A 17891-nucleotide genomic window follows, 5' to 3' on the forward strand; every position below is an offset into this window, starting at 1 on the left:
GACGACGACGCCGGCCATTCCATGGCCGGGGCGGTCGGCGATCACCCCACGTCCGCCCGCCCCGACCCGGCGCGGCCCGCCATGGCCCAGCCTTCCATGGCCAAGTCCCCACCATCCAAGCCACTGCCCGCCCGGCCGGACCAGCCGCCGCGCACCGGCAGCGGCGGCCGCAAGCCCGGCGGGCCGCAGCGCCAGGATTGGCTCGAGCTGAAGCTGAAGGGACTGTATGACGAGGTTGCCGGCGAACCCCTGCCGCCCTCGCTGCAGAAGCTGATCGATGAACTCGATGGATAGCGCCGGCGATCAGACGCTCATCCGGTCCGCCTCCGGCGATCGCGAGACACCGGTCGCGGGCACGTCCGCGTCCAACTCGGCACCGAGCGGCGCTGCGGCCGCGATCGGCATCCGCGAAGAGCTCATCGCCTGCCTGCCGCAGTTGCGCGCATTCGCGCGTTCGCTGGCCGGGCAGCGCGAACTGGCTGACGATCTGGTCCAGGATGCGATCGTGCGCGCCCTGGCGGCCCAGGACTCGTTCCGGCCCGGCACCAACTTCCGCGCCTGGATATTCACCATCCTGCGCAACCTCTTCTTCACCGAGCGGCGCAAGAGCCGAATGGTGGTGCAGTCGATCGACACCATGGACCAGGACCTGATCCCGGTGGCCGCCTCGCAGGAGAGCACGGTCGAGTTCGACGATTTCCGCATCGCCCTGATGAAGCTGCCGCACGACCAGCGCGAAGCCCTGATCCTCGTCGGCGCGAGCGGAATGAGCTATGAAGAGGCGGCGCAAGTGTCCGGATGCGCGGTCGGAACGGTGAAGAGCCGTGTCTCCCGTGCGCGAAAGACGCTCGTGCAACTGACCGGTCGCACCGAAGAGGGCGAGCGGGAAGCAGCCGAGTTGCCCTTGCCTCGCGACCGTCCGGCCGGGGTTGGCTGACACTAGATCGCGGTATCAGCCGGCGGGCGACAAGCCGCCGGCTGCCCGCACATCCCGGACGGTTGGAACGTGTGGACCTGGTTGACCAACTTCTTCGATCCGTTGCGAGCAAGATTGGCTCTGGCGCTCGCCGTGGCACTCGTTCCGATCGTGATCTATGACCTCATCCTGGCCTATCGCGGCTATCAGGATGCGGAAGCCCGCGGCTGGGCCACCGTCCGGCAACTGGCCATCGTGGCGTCGGCGAACCAGAACGCGCTGATCGAGGGCACCCGGCGCCTGATGGTGGGCCTGGGCGAGAGTGCCGCCGTGCGCGCCGCCGCCGATGGCAGTCCGACGCCCGACTGCTCGCGCACCATGGCGCGGGTTCTGACCACGCTGCCCGAATATAGCGACCTGGCCGTCGTCGACCGCCAGGGCCGGGTGCAGTGCAGCGCCGTCGACCGCAGCATCGGCGCCAGCGTGGTCGACACCCCCTGGTTCAAGGGCATGACCGAAACCCAGGGCTTCACGCTGGGCTACTTTACGCTGTCGCGCGAAACGGCGGAGCCGATCGTCAGTGCGCTGCTGCCGGCGTCCGGTTCCGATGGCACGCCGGCCGGCGCGATCGTGGCCGGCATCCGCCTGCCCTGGCTCGGCAGCCTCGCCCAGAAGCACGGGCTGCCCGAGAACGGCATCGTCTACCTGCTCGATTCGAAGGGCACGGTGATGACCAGCTCGGACCGCTTCCTGGCCGTACCCGAGCCGGCCCATGGCATTCCCCAAAGCCGCAAGTCGCCGGCCGACGAAGCCGCGCCCGACAAGGCCATCCTGACGGAGGTTGCCCAGCGCCGGGTGACCGAGTTCGTATCAACCGGTGCCGATGGGCGGGAGCGGTTCTTCAGCGCCGCCAACCTGCAGAACGGCAGCCTCTACATCCTCTTCGGCATGCCCAGCGTCAGCGCCATGAGCTGGAGCTTCTACCAGACTCTGGCCTTCATCATCGGCCCGCTGCTGATGCTGATGATCGCCATCGGCGTGGCGGTGGTGGGCGGCGAGCTGTTGATCGCGCGCGGCATCCGCGCCCTGCTGGCCACGGTCGACGCCTATGGCCGCGACGAGCTCGACGCCAAGCCCGATGTCGGCCGCAGCCCGCGCGAGATCCGCCAGTTTGCCGACGCCTTCGCCGGCATGGCGCGCAAGATCTCCGACCGCGAGACAGAATTGCGGCGATCGCTGGACGAGAAGGACGCGCTGCTGCGCGAGGTTCATCACCGGGTAAAGAACAACCTGCAGATCGTCACCAGCTTCCTGAATCTGCAGTCCAAGAGTACCAAGGATGGCGCCGCGCGCGAGGTGCTGACCGAGGCCCGGGTGCGGGTGCGCACCCTGGCGCTGGTCCACCGCTATCTCTACGAGAGCGCCGACGTCCGCCAGGTCGACTTTGCCTCGATCACCGAGGCGCTGGCCGACCAGCTCGGCCATGCCCACAGCCTGGGGCAGCGCGGCATCAGCATCCGGCTTGCGCTCGACAGCGTGCCGATCCCGGCCGCCGCCGCGGTGCCGGTGGCGTTGCTGATCACCGAGGCGCTCAGCAACGCCGTCAAGCACGGCTATCCCGACGGCGCGCGCGGCGTGATCGACCTGTCCTTCAGCCGTGGCGAGGACGGCAATGCCGAACTGCGCATCGCCGACGACGGCGCCGGCCTGCCGGTCGCCGAGGATGGTCAGGCCCGCATCCAGCCCGGCATCGGCATGGCCCTGATGCAGGCATTCGCCCGCCAGCTCGGCGGCAAGATGCGGCTGGAGGCGGGCGATCCCAGCGGCGCGGTGGTGGTGGTCGATTTCCCCCTGGCGGCGGAAACCGACGATCACGGCGAGGAAGGCGCGGACGCGGCCGCCTGACTCAGGCTGCGCCGCAGCAGGTGGAGTGGCGCAGCCGGCGCTCGCCGCGGGCGGTCAGGACCTGCCGCAGCATCATGCTGAGGCCGCGGTCGACATACTCCTCGACATCCATGCGGCTGGCGAAGCGCCAGGCCTTCAACGCCCAGCCGTGCGAGAACATGACGATCTGGTGGGTAAAGAGTTCGACGTCGACGGCGTCGAACAGGCCGGCCTCAACGCAGTCGCGGACGCAGGCGGCGATCAGCTCGTTGGTCTCGACCTCGGTCTGCTTGATCAGGTTGCGCCGTTCCTTGCGCAGCGACTTGGTCTCGCGATAGGCCAGCACGGTGGCCGCCACCGACTCCCCATTGACGCGGCAATAGGTGCGCACGGCCGTGCAAAAGCGGTCGAGCGGCTCGGCCACGCCGTCCAGCGCCACGGGAATGCGCGCCTTGTAGCTGTCGAGCACCTGGGCCAGTGCCAAGTAGAGGAGATCCTCCTTGTCCTCGACATACTGGTAGATGAGCCCGATGCTGACATTGGCGCGCTCGGCCACGTCGCGGATGGTCGTGGTGTGATAGCCGCGCTCGCTGAAGAGCTCGATCGCCGCCTCGGTCAGTTGCTGACGCCGGCGCAGGATCAGTTCCGGGTCGTCGACCTTGCTCTTGATCGTGTCCGGGCTCTTGATCGTATCGGGACTCTTGATGGTATCGGACAATGCCGCCTCAGATGGGAAAAGGGGGCCGGGACGGCTCGGCCCCGACCCCCTCGGAAGCACTAATGCAAGGCCGGTGCCCGCGGCAATCGCCACGGGCACCGGCGGGCCCGTTCAGCCCGGCATCTTGCAGGCGGCGTCGGCCGGCGGCGTCGCCGTCTCGGGCGGGACCGACATGGTGACGATCGGCTTCAGCTTGCCGTCCTTCTCGCCGACATAGCCGAAGAAGTTCGGACCGACGAGCTGGTGATCCTCCTTGCGCATCAGCTGCTTGCCGAGGATCGTGTCGAAGGTCGTGCCCTCCATCGCCTTGGCGACGTCGGCCGGCTTGCTGCTGCCCGCCTTGGCGATGGCCTGCAGCAACACCTGCATGCCGATATAGGTCTCGCCCTCGAAATTCGACGGCTCGGTGCCGGGATACTTCTTGGCCCAGTCTGCGACGAACTTCTTGTTGGCGGGGTTGTCCAGTGTGGAGCTGTAGTTGATGATCCCCCAGATGCCCTTGGACACGTCGCCCAGGGTCTTCACCGTGTTGTCGGTGACGAAGCTGACGCCCGCGGTGAAGATGCTGTCGAACAGGCCGAACTGCTTGGCCTGCGTCGCGAAGTTGATGGCATCGCGCCCGGCCAGCGCCACCCACAGCCCCTCCGCACCCGAATCCTTGATCTTCTGGATGTAAGGGGCGAAGTCGTTGGTGCCGAAGGGCGAGTAGTTCTCCGACGCGATGGTGCGCTTGTTGGCCTGGGCCGACTTGATGAAGCTGGCGCCGGAATCACGGCCCCAGGCGATGTCGGCGGCCATGATCGCCCACTTCGTCTCCTTGCGCTCGGCCAGCCACGGGGTAACGACGGCGCCGTCCGAAGCATCCAGACGGTTGGCGCGGAACATGCGCGGCTGGCAGGCCGACCCGGTGATCTGGTTGGCCTTGTTGATGGTGGAGATGTAGAGGGCGTCCCAGCGCTGGAGCATCGGCCCCATCGCCAGCCCCTCGCCCGAAGCGACCGTGCCGATCAGCAGCTTGTAGCCTTCGAGCGCCAGCTTCTCGCCCTGGCGGCGGGCCAGGTCGGGCTTGGCCTCGGTGTCGAGGAAGCGGGCCTCGGCCTTCTGGCCGCGGATGCCGCCGGCGGCGTTGATCTCGTCCACCGCGAACATGATCGCGCGCCGGGACTGCTCGCCCAGGTCGGCATAGGTGCCGGTGAGTGCGACCGGCACGCCGATCTTGATCGTCTCCTGCGCTGCGGTCGAACCCGCCGCCGCCAGCACGGTCGCCGCGGCAAGGCCCAGGCGCCTCATCCAAACCGTCTGCATGCTCGTCTCCTTCCTCAGCGTTTCCCTTTTCGGGGCCTTCTCGTTCCCTGCGATGCCACCCGTCAGACCGCGACGTGCCGCTTCAGGGTCTCCATCGACAGGCCGGCCAGCTCGCCGGCCTCGATCACCGTCCCCTTGGAGAGGACGTAGTAGCGATCGGCCACGCGGCGAACGAGGCCGAAATTCTGCTCGATCAGGAGGATGCCGGTGCCCTCGGCGGCCAGCCGGCGGAAGATCTCCGCCAGCTCGTCGACGATGACCGGGGCCAGGCCCTCGCTCGGCTCGTCCAGCACCAGCAGGCTGGGGTTGGCCATGAGCGCGCGACCGATCGCCAGCATCTGCTGCTGCCCGCCGCTCAAGGCGGTGCCGGGCGTGTCGGCGCGCTCGCGCAGGATGGGGAACAGGTCGAACACGCGCTCCAGGTTCCAGCCGCCGCGCCGGCCGACGGCCGCCCCCAGCAGCAGGTTCTCACGGATCGACAGGCCGGGAATGATCCGGCGCCCCTGCGGCACGACGGCGATGCCGCTGCGGGCGGCGGTGAAGTGCTGGAAGCGGCTGGCGGTGCGGCCGGCCAGGTCGACCTCGCCCCGGCGGATCGTGGCAATGCCGAGGAAGGCGTTCACGACCGTGGTCTTGCCGACGCCGTTGCGCCCCAGGATCGCCACCCGCTCCTCGGGCCGGATGTCGAAGGTGACGCCGTGCAGCACCTGGGCGCGGCCGTAATAGGCGTCGACGTCGCGGAAGGCGAGCAGGCTCATCAGCCCATGCTCCTCATTCTACCGAACTTCCGAGATAGGCGGTGATGACCTCCGGGATGCGACGGATCTCGTCCGGCGTGCCGTCGGCCAGGATCTTGCCCAGGTGCAGCACGGTCACCCGGCTGCAGATCGAGAAGATCACCTCCATGTCGTGCTCGACCAGCAGCACGGTCACGCCCCAGCGCCCGGCGAGGTCGCGCAGGATGCCGGCCAGCACCATCGATTCCTGCATCGACAGGCCGGCTGCCGGCTCGTCCAGCAGCAGCACGCGCGGCCGGCCTACCAGGGCCAGGGCCAGGTCCAGCCGGCGCTGGTCGCCGTAGGAGACATCGGCGGCGCGGCGGTGGGCCAGCTCGGTCAGGCCCAGCTCGGCCATCACCTCGTCGCTGTTGTCCTGCTCGGCGGTAGCGGCCGCCAGGCGCACCTGCTCGTCGATGGTGAGGTCGGGGAAGATGTTGGTGCGCTGGAAGGAGCGCGCGAGGCCGGCACGACGACGCTCGACCGCGCCCAGGCCGCTGATGTCGCGGCCGTCCATGGCGACCTTGCCGCTCCAGTTCTGGGCACGGCCGGAAAGCACGTCCATCAGGGTCGACTTGCCGGCCCCGTTGGGGCCGATCAGGCCGCGGATCTCGCCGTGGGGAACCGCCAGGGATACGCCGTCCAGCGCCGCGAAGCCGCCGAACCGGCGCGTCATGCCGACGCCCTCGATGGCGAAGGTCGAGGCGGTCATCGCTCCCTCCTCCCGGTCAGCCGGTCCGTGGCCCAGACGATGATGCCGCCGACGCCACGCGGCAGCAGCACCGTCACCAGGATCAGGGTGATGCCGATGACGGCCGGCCAGTGATCGGTGAAGTCGCCGGCCGCGTTCTTGATGAAGAAGAAGATGACGCCGCCCAGCGCCGGCCCCCACACCAGCCGCGGGCCGCCGATGATGGCCATGATCAGGGCCTCGCCCGACAGGCTCCAGTGCAGCGTGCCGGGCGACACGAAGCCGTTGTAGAGGGCGAACAGCAGGCCGGCGACCGAGGCGATGGCGGCCGAGACGGCATAGACGATCGCCCGCGGGACCACCGTGCGGTAGCCGATGTAGCGCGCGCGTTCCTCGTTCTCGCGGATGGCCAGGGTCAGCGTGCCGAAATGGCTGCGCTGCAACAGCCACAGGCCCAGAATGATCGCCACCAGGGTCATCCAGGAGATGAGGAACATGCTGGCCGGCTGCTGGAACGTCGCCATGTCGATGCCGAACACGCGCGACGGAAAGGCAATGGCCATGCCGTCGTCGCCGTTGGCGAGTTCGCGCCACTTCAGCACCAGCTCGTGGAACGCCTGGGCGACGGCCAGCGTCAGCATCGAGAAGGCGACGCCGGTGACGCGCACGATGACCACGCCCAGCGCCAGCGCAAACAGCGTCGGCAGCAGGACCGCCAGCACGATCGCCGCCTCGGCGGGCAGGCCGAACTTGATCAGCAGCGCGGTGGCATAGGCCGACAGGCCGAAGAAGGCGGCATGGCCGAAGCTGACATTGCCGCTCTGGCGCACCAGGAACCCCACGCCGGTGGCCAGCACCGCATTGATCGCGGCCTGGGTCATCAGGGTCAGGAAGAGCTGGGACTTGACCACGAACGGCAGGGCGCAGCCCGCCACCGCGAAGGCGAGGAGGACGACCAGGAAGCCCAGCCGGCGCGCGCGTGGCCGGGCCGGCATGGTTGCGGCGATCGGCGTCATGCGCGGCCTCCCGCCAGGCCGGTCGGGCGCCAGATCAGCACCGCCACCATCAGCAGGAAGGGGATCAGCGACGCCGCCCAGGGGACATAGACGATCCCGAAATTATGCACCTGGCCGATCAGCAGTGCTGCGATGAAAGCGCCGGTGAAACTGCCGAGGCCGCCCACGACCACCACGATGAAGCTGTCGATCAGGATGAAGCTGCCCATCGACGGCGACAGTGCCATCAAGGGGGCGGCAATGGTGCCCGACAGGCCGGCGAGGCCGGCACCGATGGCGACCACCACGGCGCTGACGCGATCGGTGTCGACACCCTGCATGCCCGTCGTCACCGGATCGACGCTGGAGGCGCGGACATAGAGGCCGATGCGGCTGAACCGCAGCCAGAGGCTGAGCCCGGCGGCAACCAGGACGGCCACGCCGATCACCATCAGGCGATAGACGGGGAAGGTCTCGCCCGCGATCGACACGGTGCCGGACAGCAGGGGCGGGGCGGCCAGCGACAGGAAGTCCTTGCCCCAGATCGTCTTCACCACGTCTTCGAGCACCAGCAGCAGGCCGAAGGTGACCAGCACGGTCGCGATCGGATCCTCGTGCTGGAGCGGGCGGAAGACGAAACGGTCGAGGATGACTCCCAGTATCGCCAGGGCGGCGATCGCGACCGGCAGGGCGACCCAGAAGCCGCCATGGGCGGCGACCGCGAACGCGATATAGCCGCCGACCATGAACAGGCTGCCATGGGCGAAGTTGACGACCCGGCGCAGGCCGAAGATCAGCACCAGGCCAACGGAGAGGATGTAGAGCAGCCCGCCATAGACAAGGCCGTTCAGGACGTTGATCACCATGGGGAATGCGCCCTGCGGCGTTGGCCCGGGGGCGCGCCGCGTCCGTGTGGCGCCGGCGTCAGCATGCTTCGCGTCTCCCTCCTCCGGTGCGGCCTTTCCCATTGTCCCGCTCGTTGGCGGAGGGCCGCTTTATCGACTGAATGATGGTTCATTCAGTCAGGACAAGTCAATCGGGGCCAGGCCCTAGGTGGCGGTGAATCCGCCGTCGACATGCAGAATCTGCCCGGTCACGAAGGCCGAAGCGGGTGCTGCCAGGAACACCAGCGCGCCCGCCAGGTCCTCGGGCTGGCCCAGCCGGCCGAGCGGCATGCGCGCCAGCACGGTGCCGTAGACCTGCGGCTGCTTCTCGATCAGGTGGCGGTTGAGGTCGGTGACGAAGACGGTGGGCGCCACCGCGTTCACGTTGATGCCCTTGGGACCCAGCTCGACCGCCATCGCCCGCGTCAGGTTGGCCACCGCCGCCTTGGCCGCGCAGTAGGGCGAGCGGTTCGGGATGCCGTGGGAAGCGAGGATGGACGCCATGTTGATGATGCGGCCCGACCCGCGTGCCGCCATCTGCGGCACGAGCGCGCGCACGCAGAGCCAGGTGCCCTTGGCGCTGACGTCCATGACGTCGTCCCAGGCATCCTCCTCGAGGTCCGTCACGGTCGCGGTCGCGATGACGCCGGCATTGTTGAAGAGGATGTCGACCCGGCCGAAGGCGTCGAGCGCCCTGGCCGCCATGGCATCCACCGACTCGCGCCGGCGCACGTCGACTTCCAGCGCCAGCGCACGGCGGCCGGTCGCGCGGATTTCCGCCGCCACCTGCTCGCCCTGCTCCAGGCCGCGGGCGGCGACGATCACGTCGGCGCCGGCGGCGGCGAAAGCCCGGGCGCCAAGGGCGCCGAGCCCACGATTGCCGCCGGTCACGAGCGCCACCTGGCCATCCAGGCGGAAGCTGGGAAAGTTCATCGCAGTATCCTTCGGGATATCAACCGGCCATCTGCCCGCCATCGACCGGCAGGGCGACGCCGGTCAACATGCGGGCCTCGTCGGAGGCAAGGAAGAGGGCCGCGTTCGCGGTGTCGATCGGCTCCGGCATGCGGCCGAGCGGAATGGTGGCGCGGAAGCGGCGGCGGGCCTCGTCCATGTCGGCGGCCATGCCGGGCAGGAACTTGGGCAACATCGCCGTCTCGGTCACGGTGGGGCAGATGGCGTTCACGCGGATATTGGCCGGCGCCAGTTCCAGGGCCAGGCTGCGCACCAGACCGACGATGCCGTGCTTGGCGGCCGTGTAGATGCTGAAGTTGGGCCTGGCCTTGATCCCCTGCAGCGAGGAGGTGAAGAGGATCGCGGCCCCGCCCGGCCGCGCCTCGCCGGCGCGGCGCAGCGACGGCAGAGCGGCCTGGGTCATCTTCATCACGCCCAGCAGGTTGACGCCGACCACGCGCTCCAGCGTCTGGTCGTCGGCCGTCTCGAAGGCGCCCGCGAACGGGCCGCCGGCATTGTTGTGCAGGATGTCGAGGCCGCCGAACTCCGCCTCGGTGGCGGCCACGGCGGCCTCGTTCTGCGCCCGGTCGGTATGGTCGCAGGTGACGAAGGCCGCCCCGTCGCCCAGGTGGCGGGCGAGCGAGCGGCCGCGCTGCACGTCGATGTCGGCGATCATCACCCAGGCGCCCTCGGCATGGAACCGGCGCACCGTCGCCTCGCCCAGCCCGGAGGCGCCGCCCGTGATCAGGGCCACCCTTCCGGCCAGGCGCGTGCCCTTGGGGTCAGTCATCCGACGTCCTCTCCCTTGATCGCCAGCAGTGCTGTGACGCGGCCGGCCAGATGCTGGTACTGCCCGCGCATCAGCGGGTCGGCGCTGGCGCACAGAACCCGCGCCCGCTCCTCGATCTCGCGCAGCAGCCGGATCTCGTCGGCATCGCTCAGGACGGGCCGGTCGTCGGTCATGCCCGCAGCCCTTCCTTGCGTTCGTCGGTCCAGCGCCTGGCCTTGTAGGTGAAGACCGGCAGCTCGGCGCGCGGCACCAGCGTCAGTTCCATCTGCACGTTGGTGCGCTCCTTGATCCGCCGGCCGATGCGGCCGAGCAGCGCCTCGCACTGCTCCGGCGCAATGCCCGCATGGGTGTCCTTCAAGGCCAGGCGCAGGGCGACCCGGGTGCGGCCGGATTCGTCGATGAAGACACGGCCGACATACTCGGCCAGCTCGGCCTCGGCGAAGACGGCCGTATCGACCGCCAGCGGCCAGACATTGTTGCCGCGGATCTTCAGCATGTCGTCGTAGCGGCCGATGGTGCCCGCCTCCAGGCAGTTCCACGCCCGTCCTGTCCCGCATTCCTGCCAGGGCACGAAGCGGGCGCGGTCGCGGGTGGAGAAGCGCAGCACCGGCGAGCCGTGGATGTCGAGGTTGGTCAGCACGATCTCCCCCTCCTCGCCCGGCGCCACTGGCTGGCCGGTCTCGGGATCGACCACCTCGACATAGTTGATCCATTCCAGCAGGCGCATCAGGCCACGGCGGCCGTCGGCACGGACGACCCCTTCCTCGCAGGTCGATGCGATGAAGCCCGCCCCCTGCGTGCTGCCATATCCCTCATGCAGGCGACAGCCCCAGAAGGCCTCGGTCGCGCGCGCCCATTCCTGCGGGTAGCCCTCGGCCACGATGTGGATGGCGCGCATCATCGGGAAGCGCTCGGCCGGCACGATGCCGCGTCGGCGCAGGGCCTCACTCAGCGTGTGCAGGTAGTTGGTCGAGGCATAGATGAAATGCATCTCGCCGAAGCGCAGCATCAGGTCGATCTTGGCATCGGTCGACAGGGTGCCGCCGGCATGGAAGGCGGTCGCCCCGGCGATGCGGAAGCCCTCGGGCGGCCCCCAGCCGCCGGTCGTCAGCCCGCCGGTCGGCACGCAGTTCAGCGCCATCTGCCCCGGCCGCAGCCCGGCCATGAACCAGGGCAGGAGGTGCAGGTAGCCCTGGACGGCGATGTCGTGGTCGGTCCGGCCATAGACCTCCTGCCCCTGGCCCGACGTGCCGCCGGTCATGTTGACCAGCGTCACCTGATCGCGCGGCACGCCCAGGCGGCGGCCGAAAGGCGGGTGCTCCTGCTGGTCGGCCAGGAAATCGGCCTTGGTCGACAGGGGCACCCGGGCGTTGAAATCGGCCAGCGAGCGGATGTCGTCCGGCACGACCTTCGCGGCCTCCAGCTTGGCGCGGTAGAAGGGGTTGGTGTGCCACAGCCGCTCGAGCTGGCGGCGCAGGCGGCGCAGTTGCAGCGCCTCCAGATCCGGCCGGCTCAGCCGCTCGACCGGCCCCAGTGTCGCCGAGGCGTCGCGGAATGCGAGTGCCGGCCCCATCAATGCGTTCCCGGCTGCACCGGGCGGAAGCGCGGCAGCGAAATGTCGGCGGTGGCGTGATGGAAGACGACCGACAGCGGCATGCCGGCCGCCACGGCCTCCGGCGCGCAGTCGACGATGTTGGTCGCCATGCGCGGCCCTTCCTCCAGCGTCACCAGGGCCACGATGTAGGGCACCTCGTCCTGGTAGAGGTCGCGCGGCACCGGGTGGCGGACCACGATCCAGCTGAAGACGGTGGCCTTTCCCGATGCCTCGATCCAGTCGGCCTCGCGCGAGCGGCATTGCGCGCAGACAGGCCCCGCCGGGAAGCGGTGGGTGCCGCAGGCGCGGCAGCGCTGGATCAGCAGGCGGTGCGACCGGCAGCCGGCCCAGAAATGGGCGGAATCGGGATCGGGAACCGGCAGGGGCTTGGCATAGGTCATGGACTTCGTTCCCCTCAGCGCCGCAGCACGAGCGCGCTGCCGCAGGTCATGGCGCCGGCCGTCGTCAGCGCGATCTCGGCATCCGGCACCTGGCGGGCGCCGGCATGGCCGCGCAACTGGCTGACCGCCTCGATCACATGGTTGAAGCCGTGGATGTAGGCCTCCGACAGCAGGCCGCCGTGGGTGTTGACCGGCAGCGACCCGTCGCGGGCGATGTTGCCGTCGGCCACGAACGGGCCACCCTCGCCTTCCCGGCAGAAGCCCAGGCCCTCCAGCTGCATCAGCACGCTGTAGGTGAAGCAGTCATAGATCTCGGCCACGTCGACATCGGCCGGGCCGACCCCGGCCTTGCCCCACAGGTCGGCCGCGATGTAGCGGGCATAGTTGTGCGAATGGTCGGGCCAGCGCAGGGCGTCGAACAGGTCCTCGCCCTGGCTGGGGCCGCCGCCATAGGCCCCGCCCATGATGTGGACCGGCGTCTGGCGCAGGTCGCGGGCGCGCTCGGCGCGGGTGACCAGCACCGCGCAGGCACCATCCGATTCCAGGCAGATGTCGTAGAGGCGGAACGGGTCGACGATGAAGCGCGAGGCCATGTAGTCGTCCATCGACATCGGCTGGCGCTGCATGGCGCGCTCGTTGAGGACGGCATTGGCCCGCATGGTGACGGCGACCTGGCCCAATTGCTCGGCGGTCGTGCCGTATTCGATCATGTGCCGCCGGCACCACATCGCCATCGCCTGGGGATAGGTGATCCAGCCGAAGGGGGCCGTGTACTGGGTGATGCCATGGGCCGACATGTCGCGCCCGCCGCCCAGCCGGAAGCCCGACCGGCCGTTCATGGCGCGATAGCACAGCACGTTCTCGGCCAGGCCCGCCTCGATCGCGGCGATCGCCTGGAGGACGATGAGGTTGGCGGCGTTGCCGCCGCCGGCCGTGTCGACCGCGTAGCGCACCGCCGGCACGCCCAACTGGGTCGCGACCGCGATCGCCGGCACCGAGTCATTGAAGTGGAAACTGACGATGCCGTCGATCTCGTCGGGCGACATGCCGGCATCGTCGAGCGCGCCCAGGCAGGCCTCGCTCGCAAGGTCGAGCACGGTGCGGCCCGACGCCTTGGAGAAGGCGGTCGAGCCGATGCCGGCGATGCAATACTTGTCCCGGAGCTGCCACTTGGACATGGGAGGCCTTTCGATCAGGCGCCGAAGCGCGGGCGCCGCTTTTCCTGGAATGCCACCAGCCCCTCGGTCGCGTCGGGCTCGCTGGTGGCATAGCGATGGACGTAGTCGACCTCCATCCGCAGGCCGTCGGCGAACGATCCGCGAAGGCCCTGGTTCACCAGATGCTTCATGCCCTCGATGCCGGCGCGGCTGCGCTCCATCAGGCCGGCGACCAGCGTGTCGACATGGGTGGCGAGGTCGGCCAGCGGCACCGCCTCGGCGACCAGGCCGATGCGCTCGGCCTCCACCCCGTCGACCAGTCGCCCGCTCAGCAGCAGCAGCTTGGCCCGCTGCGCGCCGATCGCCCGCGGCAGGCGCTGCGACCCGCCGGCGCCCGGGAGCTGGCCGAAATTCAGGTGGCCGTCGCCGATCTTCGCTTCCCGCGCGGCGATCGCCAGGTCGCAGGCCAGCATCAGCTCCAGGCCGCCCGCGACGCAGAAGCCGTTGATGGCGGCGATGTAAACGAGCCGCGAGCGCTCGATCGCGGTGCCGAGCTCGAAGAAATCCTCCAGGAAGGCCCGGAAGCCCGCCGTGTCGCGATAGAGCGAGATGTACCCTGCCAGGTCGCCGCCGGCCGAGAAGGCGCGCCCCGACCCGGTGATGACGACCGCGCGCAGGGCCGGGTCGGCCTCCGCCGTCGCCACGGCCCGGCGCAGTTCCTTCACCGTCGACCCGTCGAGCGGGTTCATCCGGTCCGGCTGGCGGAAGGTGATGGTGGCCCGGCCGTCCGCGGCCTCGTAGCCGATGCGCTCGAAATTCATCGCTTCGTCCCCAGCACCTGGCGGGCGATCACCAGTTTCTGCACTTCGCTCGCCCCTTCATAGATCCGCAAGGCCCGGATTTCGCGGTAGAGCTCCTCGACCTTCACCCCGACGGTGACGCCGAGGCCGCCGAAGAGCTGGACCGCGCCGTCGACCACCCGCTGGGCCGCCTCGGTCGCGTAGAGCTTGGCCATCGCCGCCTCGCGGGTCGGCGGCCGGCCGGCGACGTCGCGGGTCCAGGCCGCACGATAGACCAGCAGGGCGGCGGCATCGATCTCGGTCGCCATGTCGGCCAGGCGGGCCTGGGTCATCTGCTGGTCGGCCAGCAGCCGGCCGCCCATCGGCCGCACCCGCACCCGGTCGACCGCCTCGTCGAGGGCTCGCCGGGCGAAGCCCAGCGCGGCCGCTCCGACCGTGGAGCGGAAGATGTCGAGCGTCGCCATCGCCACCTTGAAGCCCTGGCCCGCCTCGCCCAGGCGGTTGCCGTCGGGCACGACGCAGTTGTCGAAGGCCAGCGTCGCCAGCGGATGGGGGGCGATCACCTGGATCCGCTCGGCGATGGAGAGGCCGGGCGTGTCCGCATCGACCACGAAGGCCGAGATGCCGCGCGTGCCGGGCGCCTCGCCCGAGCGGGCGAAGACGACGTAATGATCGGCGATGCCGCCGTTGGAGATCCAGGTCTTGCAGCCGTCGAGCCGCCAGCCGCCCGCCACCCGCGTGGCGGTCGTCGTCATCGCCGCCACGTCCGACCCGGCATCCGGCTCCGACAGGGCAAAGGCGGCGATTCGCTGGCCGGCGCGCACCGGCGCCAGGTAGCGGTCGCGCAGGGCCGCATCGCCGAAGAGGCTGATCGGCCCGGTGCCCAGCCCCTGCATGGCGAAGGCGAAGTCGGCCAGGCCGGAATGGCGGGCCAGCGTCTCGCGCACCAGGCAGAGGGTGCGCACGTCCAACGCCTCCGCCCCGCCCTCCGGCACCGCCAGAGCGAGCCAGCCGGCATCGCCCAGCAGGCGGACCAGCCGCCGGCACTCCTGGTCGACGTCGACATGGGGATGCACGCCGGTGCCGATCGCATCCCGCGCCCAGTCCTCGAGCCGGCCGGCCAGGTCGCGGTGGCGGGGCTCGAAGAACGGCCAGTCGAGGAAGCTGCGGTCGGCCATCGGTCAGGATTCCGCGAAGAGGGCTGCGGGGGAGACACCCGGGTCGGCCGGCCGGTCGAGCTGGAAGACGCCGCTCGCCCGCATGACGATATCATCGCGGCCGGTACGCAGCAGGCATTGCGCAAAGCCGGTGCGCCGCCCCTGGCGCAGCACCTCCACCCGCCCCCAAACCAGCCGGCCCTGCGGCGCGGGCGCCAGGAAATCGGCCGTCATGCCGATCGTCGGCACGAAGCGGTCCTCGCCCAGCCGGTCGCCAAGCCCGAAGCCCATGACCACGTCGGCCAGCGTCATCAACATGCCGCCATGGCAGGCGCCAACCGGGTTGCAATGGTGGGCGCCGACCCGGAAGCCCATGGCGAGGCCGTCCGGCTCGCGTCGCCACAGCAACGGCCCGACGGCGGCGAGGAACCCCCCGCCGGCCGCCAGCGGCCGCCAGCCCTCATCGGCATGCGGAGCATCAGTCACCCTGGAAGACAGGGCGTTCCTTGGCGACAAAGGCGCGATAGGCGCGGCCATAGTCCTGCGTCTGCATGCAGATCGCCTGGGCCTGGGCCTCGGCCTCGATCGCGTCGTCGATGGTCATGCTCCATTCCTGGTGGATGCAGCGCTTGGTCATGGCATGGGCGAAGGTCGGCCCGGCAGCCAGCGAGGTGGCGAGCTTGGTTGCCTCGGCCAGCACCTGGTCGCCGGCCACCAGGCGGTTGTAGAAGCCCCAGCGCTCGGCCTCGGCGCCATCCATGGCGCGGCCGGTGTAGAGCAACTCGGCCGCCCGGCCGGACCCGATGATCCGAGGCAGGATGTTGCACGCCCCCATGTCCGCCCCCGCCAGCCCGACGCGCACGAACAGGAACGCCACCTTGCTCTCGGGCGTGCCGACGCGCAGGTCGGATGCCATGGCGATGATGGCGCCCGCACCCGCGCAGATGCCGTCGATGGCGGCCACGATCGTCTGCGGGCAGGCGCGCATCGCCTTCACCAGGTCGCCGGTCATGCGGGTGAAGTCCAGCAGGCCGCGCATGTCGCCCGCCTCCTGCATGCGGACCAGCGGGCCGATGATCTCATGCACGTCGCCGCCCGAGCAGAAATTGCCGCCGGCGCCGGTGACGACGACCGTCTTCACGTTGTCGGCGTAGGCCAGTTCGCGGAAGGTGTCGCGCAGTTCGGCATAGGATTCGAACGTCAGCGGGTTCTTCCGCTCCGGCCGGTTCAGCGTGATGGTGGCGACCTTGCCGTCCAGGGACCACAGGAAGTGCTTGGGCTGGTAGGTGGCGAAGTCGATGCGGTTGCTGTCGAAGGCGAGCGCCATGGCGGGTCCTTGAAGATTGGGCGGTGTCGGATCAGTCGACCATCGTCAGGCCGCCGCTGACGCTCAGCACTTGGCCCGTGATGTAGTCGGAGCGGCGGCCGAGGAAGAAGGTCACGGCCTCGCCGATCTCCTCGGGCTGGGCGATCCGGCGGAAGGGGATGGCGCGGGTCAGCGCGTCGCGCATCTTCTCGGGCTGGGCCTGGAACAGCGGGGTATCGGTCGGCCCCGGGCAGACGCAGTTGACGTTGATCTTGTGCCGCGCCATCTCGCGCGCCAGCGACTTGGTGAAGGCGATGAGGCCGCCCTTGGCCGCGGCATAGACCGTCTCGCCCATGCTGCCGACGCGGCCGGCATCGCTCGCCACATGCACGATCTTGCCCTTCTGGGCGGCCATCATCGGTTCCAGCACCGCGCGGGTCAGGCGGACGGCACCCATCAGGTTGATCTGGACGACGCGCTCCCACATCTCGGGCGTATTGTCGATGAAGGGCTGGATGCGGTCCCAGCCGGCGGCGTTCACCAGCCCGTCGACCGGCCCGCCGATGCGGGCATGCACATCGGCTGCGAAGGCGTTGACGCCGGCCGGGTCGGTCAGGTCGAGCGGGATGTACTCGAACTTCACCCCCTGCTCGGCCGCCATCGCCTCGGTCTTGCGGCCGCCCTCCTGGTCGATGTCGCCACCGAACACGCGCGCACCCTCGCGCCCCAGCAGCAGCGCTGTCGCCCGGCCGATGCCCGACGAGGCGCCGGTGACGACGACGTTCTTGCCTGCCATTTCCATCTGTCTCAGCCCTTCCGGTCGAGGAAGCGGGCGACCAGCGCCCGCGTTTCGGTCGTTTCCAAGAGTGCGGCCCCGCCCGACACCTCGCGGGCGAAGCCGTCGACGGCCGGGTCCAGCGCTGCCGCGATGCAGGCGCGCGCCTCGGCCATCGCATGCGGCGGCAGGTCGGCCAGGCGGCGCGCAATGGCGCCGGCCGCGGCCGGCAGGTCGGCCAGAGGGGCCGACCATTGCACCAGGCCCAGACGTTCGGCGGTCGCCCCGTCCACGGTCTCCGCCCCCAGAATCAGGCGCTCGGCCACCGCACGGCCGACCAGGCGGGTCAGGCGCTGGGTGCCGCCGGCGCCCGGCAGTAGGCCGAGGCGCACTTCCGGCAGGCCAAGCTGGATCTCGTGCGCGGCGATGCGGAAGGTACAGGCGAGCGCCAGCTCGAAGCCGCCGCCCATGGCATGGCCGCCGATCTCCGCCAGGGACGGGCGCGGCAGGTCCTCGATGCGCTGGAACAGCACCTGCATCGCCCGCACGCCGACCTGGAAGGCGGCCCGCCCCTCGGGCGATCCATATTGCGCGCGCATGTCCTTCAGGTCGGCCCCGGCCGAGAACAGCCGCAGGGCCGAGCGGACATGCAGCAGGTTCCAGTCGTCGCGCGCCGCCAGCTCGTCCAGCCGGGCGTGGAAACCTGCGACCCAGGCCGCATTGATGGCGTTGGCGGGCGGGCGGTCGAGAGTCAGCGTGGCGACGCGGTCGGCTATCTCCAGATGCTGCAT

The 17891-nt window shown here is 69.9% G+C and carries 21 protein-coding genes; 3 read left to right on the forward strand and 18 right to left on the reverse strand.

The features are described from left to right. The first annotated feature begins 81 nt into the window (after nt 1–81). The 3 genes from STVA_RS17850 to STVA_RS17860 all read left to right on the forward strand — a co-directional run bounded on the left by STVA_RS17850 (nt 82) and on the right by STVA_RS17860 (nt 2821). Nucleotides 82–294 carry a hypothetical protein gene (locus STVA_RS17850; RefSeq protein ID WP_142235805.1) on the forward strand — a complete coding sequence of 71 codons (213 nt, stop codon included), beginning with the start codon at nt 82–84 and terminating at the stop codon, nt 292–294. Then, entirely contained in the window at nt 278–937 is a 660-nt protein-coding gene (locus tag STVA_RS17855; protein ID WP_245978478.1) for a sigma-70 family RNA polymerase sigma factor, read from the forward strand. Before STVA_RS17850 ends, STVA_RS17855 begins: the two co-directional genes overlap by 17 nt. A 69-nt stretch (nt 938–1006) precedes the next feature. Next, a complete protein-coding gene (locus tag STVA_RS17860; RefSeq protein ID WP_123693582.1) occupies nt 1007–2821 on the forward strand; it encodes a sensor histidine kinase in 1815 nt (604 codons plus the stop codon). A gap of 1 nt (nt 2822) precedes the next feature. On the opposite strand, the gene STVA_RS17865 is transcribed toward STVA_RS17860, so the two are convergent. From STVA_RS17865 to STVA_RS17945, 18 genes are all read right to left on the reverse strand, one after another. After that, on the reverse strand, nt 2823–3518 hold the full coding sequence (locus STVA_RS17865; protein ID WP_245978476.1) for a TetR/AcrR family transcriptional regulator: 696 nt from the start codon (nt 3516–3518) through the stop codon (nt 2823–2825). A gap of 111 nt (nt 3519–3629) precedes the next feature. Further along, complete coding sequence (locus tag STVA_RS17870; RefSeq protein ID WP_123693580.1) at nt 3630–4823, reverse strand: ABC transporter substrate-binding protein; 1194 nt, start codon at nt 4821–4823, stop codon at nt 3630–3632. Nucleotides 4824–4885: 62 nt separating this feature from the next. Continuing rightward, nucleotides 4886–5581: an ABC transporter ATP-binding protein gene (locus STVA_RS17875; RefSeq protein WP_123693578.1), complete on the reverse strand. Its 696-nt coding sequence runs from the start codon at nt 5579–5581 to the stop codon at nt 4886–4888. Nucleotides 5582–5594: 13 nt separating this feature from the next. Next, nucleotides 5595–6311: an ABC transporter ATP-binding protein gene (locus STVA_RS17880; RefSeq protein WP_123693576.1), complete on the reverse strand. Its 717-nt coding sequence runs from the start codon at nt 6309–6311 to the stop codon at nt 5595–5597. Beyond that, nucleotides 6308–7306: a branched-chain amino acid ABC transporter permease gene (locus STVA_RS17885; protein WP_123693574.1), complete on the reverse strand. Its 999-nt coding sequence runs from the start codon at nt 7304–7306 to the stop codon at nt 6308–6310. Before STVA_RS17885 ends, STVA_RS17880 begins: the two co-directional genes overlap by 4 nt. Continuing rightward, the gene (locus STVA_RS17890; RefSeq protein WP_123693572.1) at nt 7303–8151 is read right to left on the reverse strand and encodes a branched-chain amino acid ABC transporter permease; all 849 of its coding nucleotides are present in this window, start codon (nt 8149–8151) and stop codon (nt 7303–7305) included. The genes STVA_RS17885 and STVA_RS17890 overlap by 4 nt, the downstream gene beginning before the upstream one ends. Nucleotides 8152–8334: 183 nt before the next feature. After that, complete coding sequence (locus tag STVA_RS17895) at nt 8335–9102, reverse strand: SDR family NAD(P)-dependent oxidoreductase (RefSeq protein ID WP_170216640.1); 768 nt, start codon at nt 9100–9102, stop codon at nt 8335–8337. A gap of 19 nt (nt 9103–9121) precedes the next feature. Beyond that, the gene (locus STVA_RS17900) at nt 9122–9910 is read right to left on the reverse strand and encodes an SDR family NAD(P)-dependent oxidoreductase (RefSeq protein WP_123693568.1); all 789 of its coding nucleotides are present in this window, start codon (nt 9908–9910) and stop codon (nt 9122–9124) included. After that, entirely contained in the window at nt 9907–10083 is a 177-nt protein-coding gene (locus tag STVA_RS27695) for a hypothetical protein (protein WP_170216639.1), read from the reverse strand. Before STVA_RS27695 ends, STVA_RS17900 begins: the two co-directional genes overlap by 4 nt. Then, nucleotides 10080–11483, reverse strand: coding sequence for a phenylacetate--CoA ligase family protein (locus STVA_RS17905; protein WP_123693566.1), 1404 nt, complete (start codon nt 11481–11483; stop codon nt 10080–10082). The genes STVA_RS27695 and STVA_RS17905 overlap by 4 nt, the downstream gene beginning before the upstream one ends. Then, nucleotides 11483–11905, reverse strand: coding sequence for a Zn-ribbon domain-containing OB-fold protein (locus STVA_RS17910; protein WP_123693564.1), 423 nt, complete (start codon nt 11903–11905; stop codon nt 11483–11485). The genes STVA_RS17905 and STVA_RS17910 overlap by 1 nt, the downstream gene beginning before the upstream one ends. Nucleotides 11906–11919: 14 nt before the next feature. Continuing rightward, the gene (locus tag STVA_RS17915; RefSeq protein ID WP_123693562.1) at nt 11920–13083 is read right to left on the reverse strand and encodes a thiolase C-terminal domain-containing protein; all 1164 of its coding nucleotides are present in this window, start codon (nt 13081–13083) and stop codon (nt 11920–11922) included. A gap of 14 nt (nt 13084–13097) precedes the next feature. After that, nucleotides 13098–13883, reverse strand: a complete 786-nt coding sequence (locus tag STVA_RS17920) for an enoyl-CoA hydratase/isomerase family protein (protein WP_123693560.1) — start codon at nt 13881–13883, stop codon at nt 13098–13100. After that, the gene (locus STVA_RS17925) at nt 13880–15040 is read right to left on the reverse strand and encodes an acyl-CoA dehydrogenase family protein (RefSeq protein WP_123693558.1); all 1161 of its coding nucleotides are present in this window, start codon (nt 15038–15040) and stop codon (nt 13880–13882) included. The genes STVA_RS17920 and STVA_RS17925 overlap by 4 nt, the downstream gene beginning before the upstream one ends. A 3-nt stretch (nt 15041–15043) precedes the next feature. Next, nucleotides 15044–15505: a PaaI family thioesterase gene (locus STVA_RS17930; RefSeq protein ID WP_170216638.1), complete on the reverse strand. Its 462-nt coding sequence runs from the start codon at nt 15503–15505 to the stop codon at nt 15044–15046. Continuing rightward, nucleotides 15498–16346, reverse strand: coding sequence for an enoyl-CoA hydratase family protein (locus STVA_RS17935; protein ID WP_123693556.1), 849 nt, complete (start codon nt 16344–16346; stop codon nt 15498–15500). The genes STVA_RS17930 and STVA_RS17935 overlap by 8 nt, the downstream gene beginning before the upstream one ends. 31 nt (nt 16347–16377) lie before the next feature. Then, entirely contained in the window at nt 16378–17127 is a 750-nt protein-coding gene (locus STVA_RS17940; RefSeq protein ID WP_123693554.1) for an SDR family NAD(P)-dependent oxidoreductase, read from the reverse strand. Between the two features lie 5 nt (nt 17128–17132). Next, nucleotides 17133–17891: an enoyl-CoA hydratase/isomerase family protein gene (locus tag STVA_RS17945; protein WP_123693552.1), complete on the reverse strand. Its 759-nt coding sequence runs from the start codon at nt 17889–17891 to the stop codon at nt 17133–17135.

The sequence above is a fragment of the Stella humosa genome, assembly GCF_006738645.1.
In the GTDB taxonomy this organism is placed as follows: Bacteria; Pseudomonadota; Alphaproteobacteria; order ATCC43930; family Allostellaceae; genus Allostella; species Allostella humosa.

Coding starts and splice junctions, on each gene's coding strand:
- STVA_RS17850 (WP_142235805.1), top strand. CDS start 82: ATGGCCCAGCCTTCCATGGCCAAGTCCCCACCATCCAAGCCACTGCCC.
- STVA_RS17855 (WP_245978478.1), top strand. CDS start 278: ATGAACTCGATGGATAGCGCCGGCGATCAGACGCTCATCCGGTCCGCC.
- STVA_RS17870 (WP_123693580.1), bottom strand. CDS start 4,823: ATGCAGACGGTTTGGATGAGGCGCCTGGGCCTTGCCGCGGCGACCGTG.
- STVA_RS17875 (WP_123693578.1), bottom strand. CDS start 5,581: ATGAGCCTGCTCGCCTTCCGCGACGTCGACGCCTATTACGGCCGCGCC.
- STVA_RS17880 (WP_123693576.1), bottom strand. CDS start 6,311: ATGACCGCCTCGACCTTCGCCATCGAGGGCGTCGGCATGACGCGCCGG.
- STVA_RS17885 (WP_123693574.1), bottom strand. CDS start 7,306: ATGACGCCGATCGCCGCAACCATGCCGGCCCGGCCACGCGCGCGCCGG.
- STVA_RS17890 (WP_123693572.1), bottom strand. CDS start 8,151: ATGGTGATCAACGTCCTGAACGGCCTTGTCTATGGCGGGCTGCTCTAC.
- STVA_RS17895 (WP_170216640.1), bottom strand. CDS start 9,102: ATGAACTTTCCCAGCTTCCGCCTGGATGGCCAGGTGGCGCTCGTGACC.
- STVA_RS17900 (WP_123693568.1), bottom strand. CDS start 9,910: ATGACTGACCCCAAGGGCACGCGCCTGGCCGGAAGGGTGGCCCTGATC.
- STVA_RS27695 (WP_170216639.1), bottom strand. CDS start 10,083: ATGACCGACGACCGGCCCGTCCTGAGCGATGCCGACGAGATCCGGCTG.
- STVA_RS17905 (WP_123693566.1), bottom strand. CDS start 11,483: ATGGGGCCGGCACTCGCATTCCGCGACGCCTCGGCGACACTGGGGCCG.
- STVA_RS17910 (WP_123693564.1), bottom strand. CDS start 11,905: ATGACCTATGCCAAGCCCCTGCCGGTTCCCGATCCCGATTCCGCCCAT.
- STVA_RS17915 (WP_123693562.1), bottom strand. CDS start 13,083: ATGTCCAAGTGGCAGCTCCGGGACAAGTATTGCATCGCCGGCATCGGC.
- STVA_RS17920 (WP_123693560.1), bottom strand. CDS start 13,883: ATGAATTTCGAGCGCATCGGCTACGAGGCCGCGGACGGCCGGGCCACC.
- STVA_RS17925 (WP_123693558.1), bottom strand. CDS start 15,040: ATGGCCGACCGCAGCTTCCTCGACTGGCCGTTCTTCGAGCCCCGCCAC.
- STVA_RS17935 (WP_123693556.1), bottom strand. CDS start 16,346: ATGGCGCTCGCCTTCGACAGCAACCGCATCGACTTCGCCACCTACCAG.
- STVA_RS17940 (WP_123693554.1), bottom strand. CDS start 17,127: ATGGAAATGGCAGGCAAGAACGTCGTCGTCACCGGCGCCTCGTCGGGC.
- STVA_RS17945 (WP_123693552.1), bottom strand. CDS start 17,891: ATGCAGCATCTGGAGATAGCCGACCGCGTCGCCACGCTGACTCTCGAC.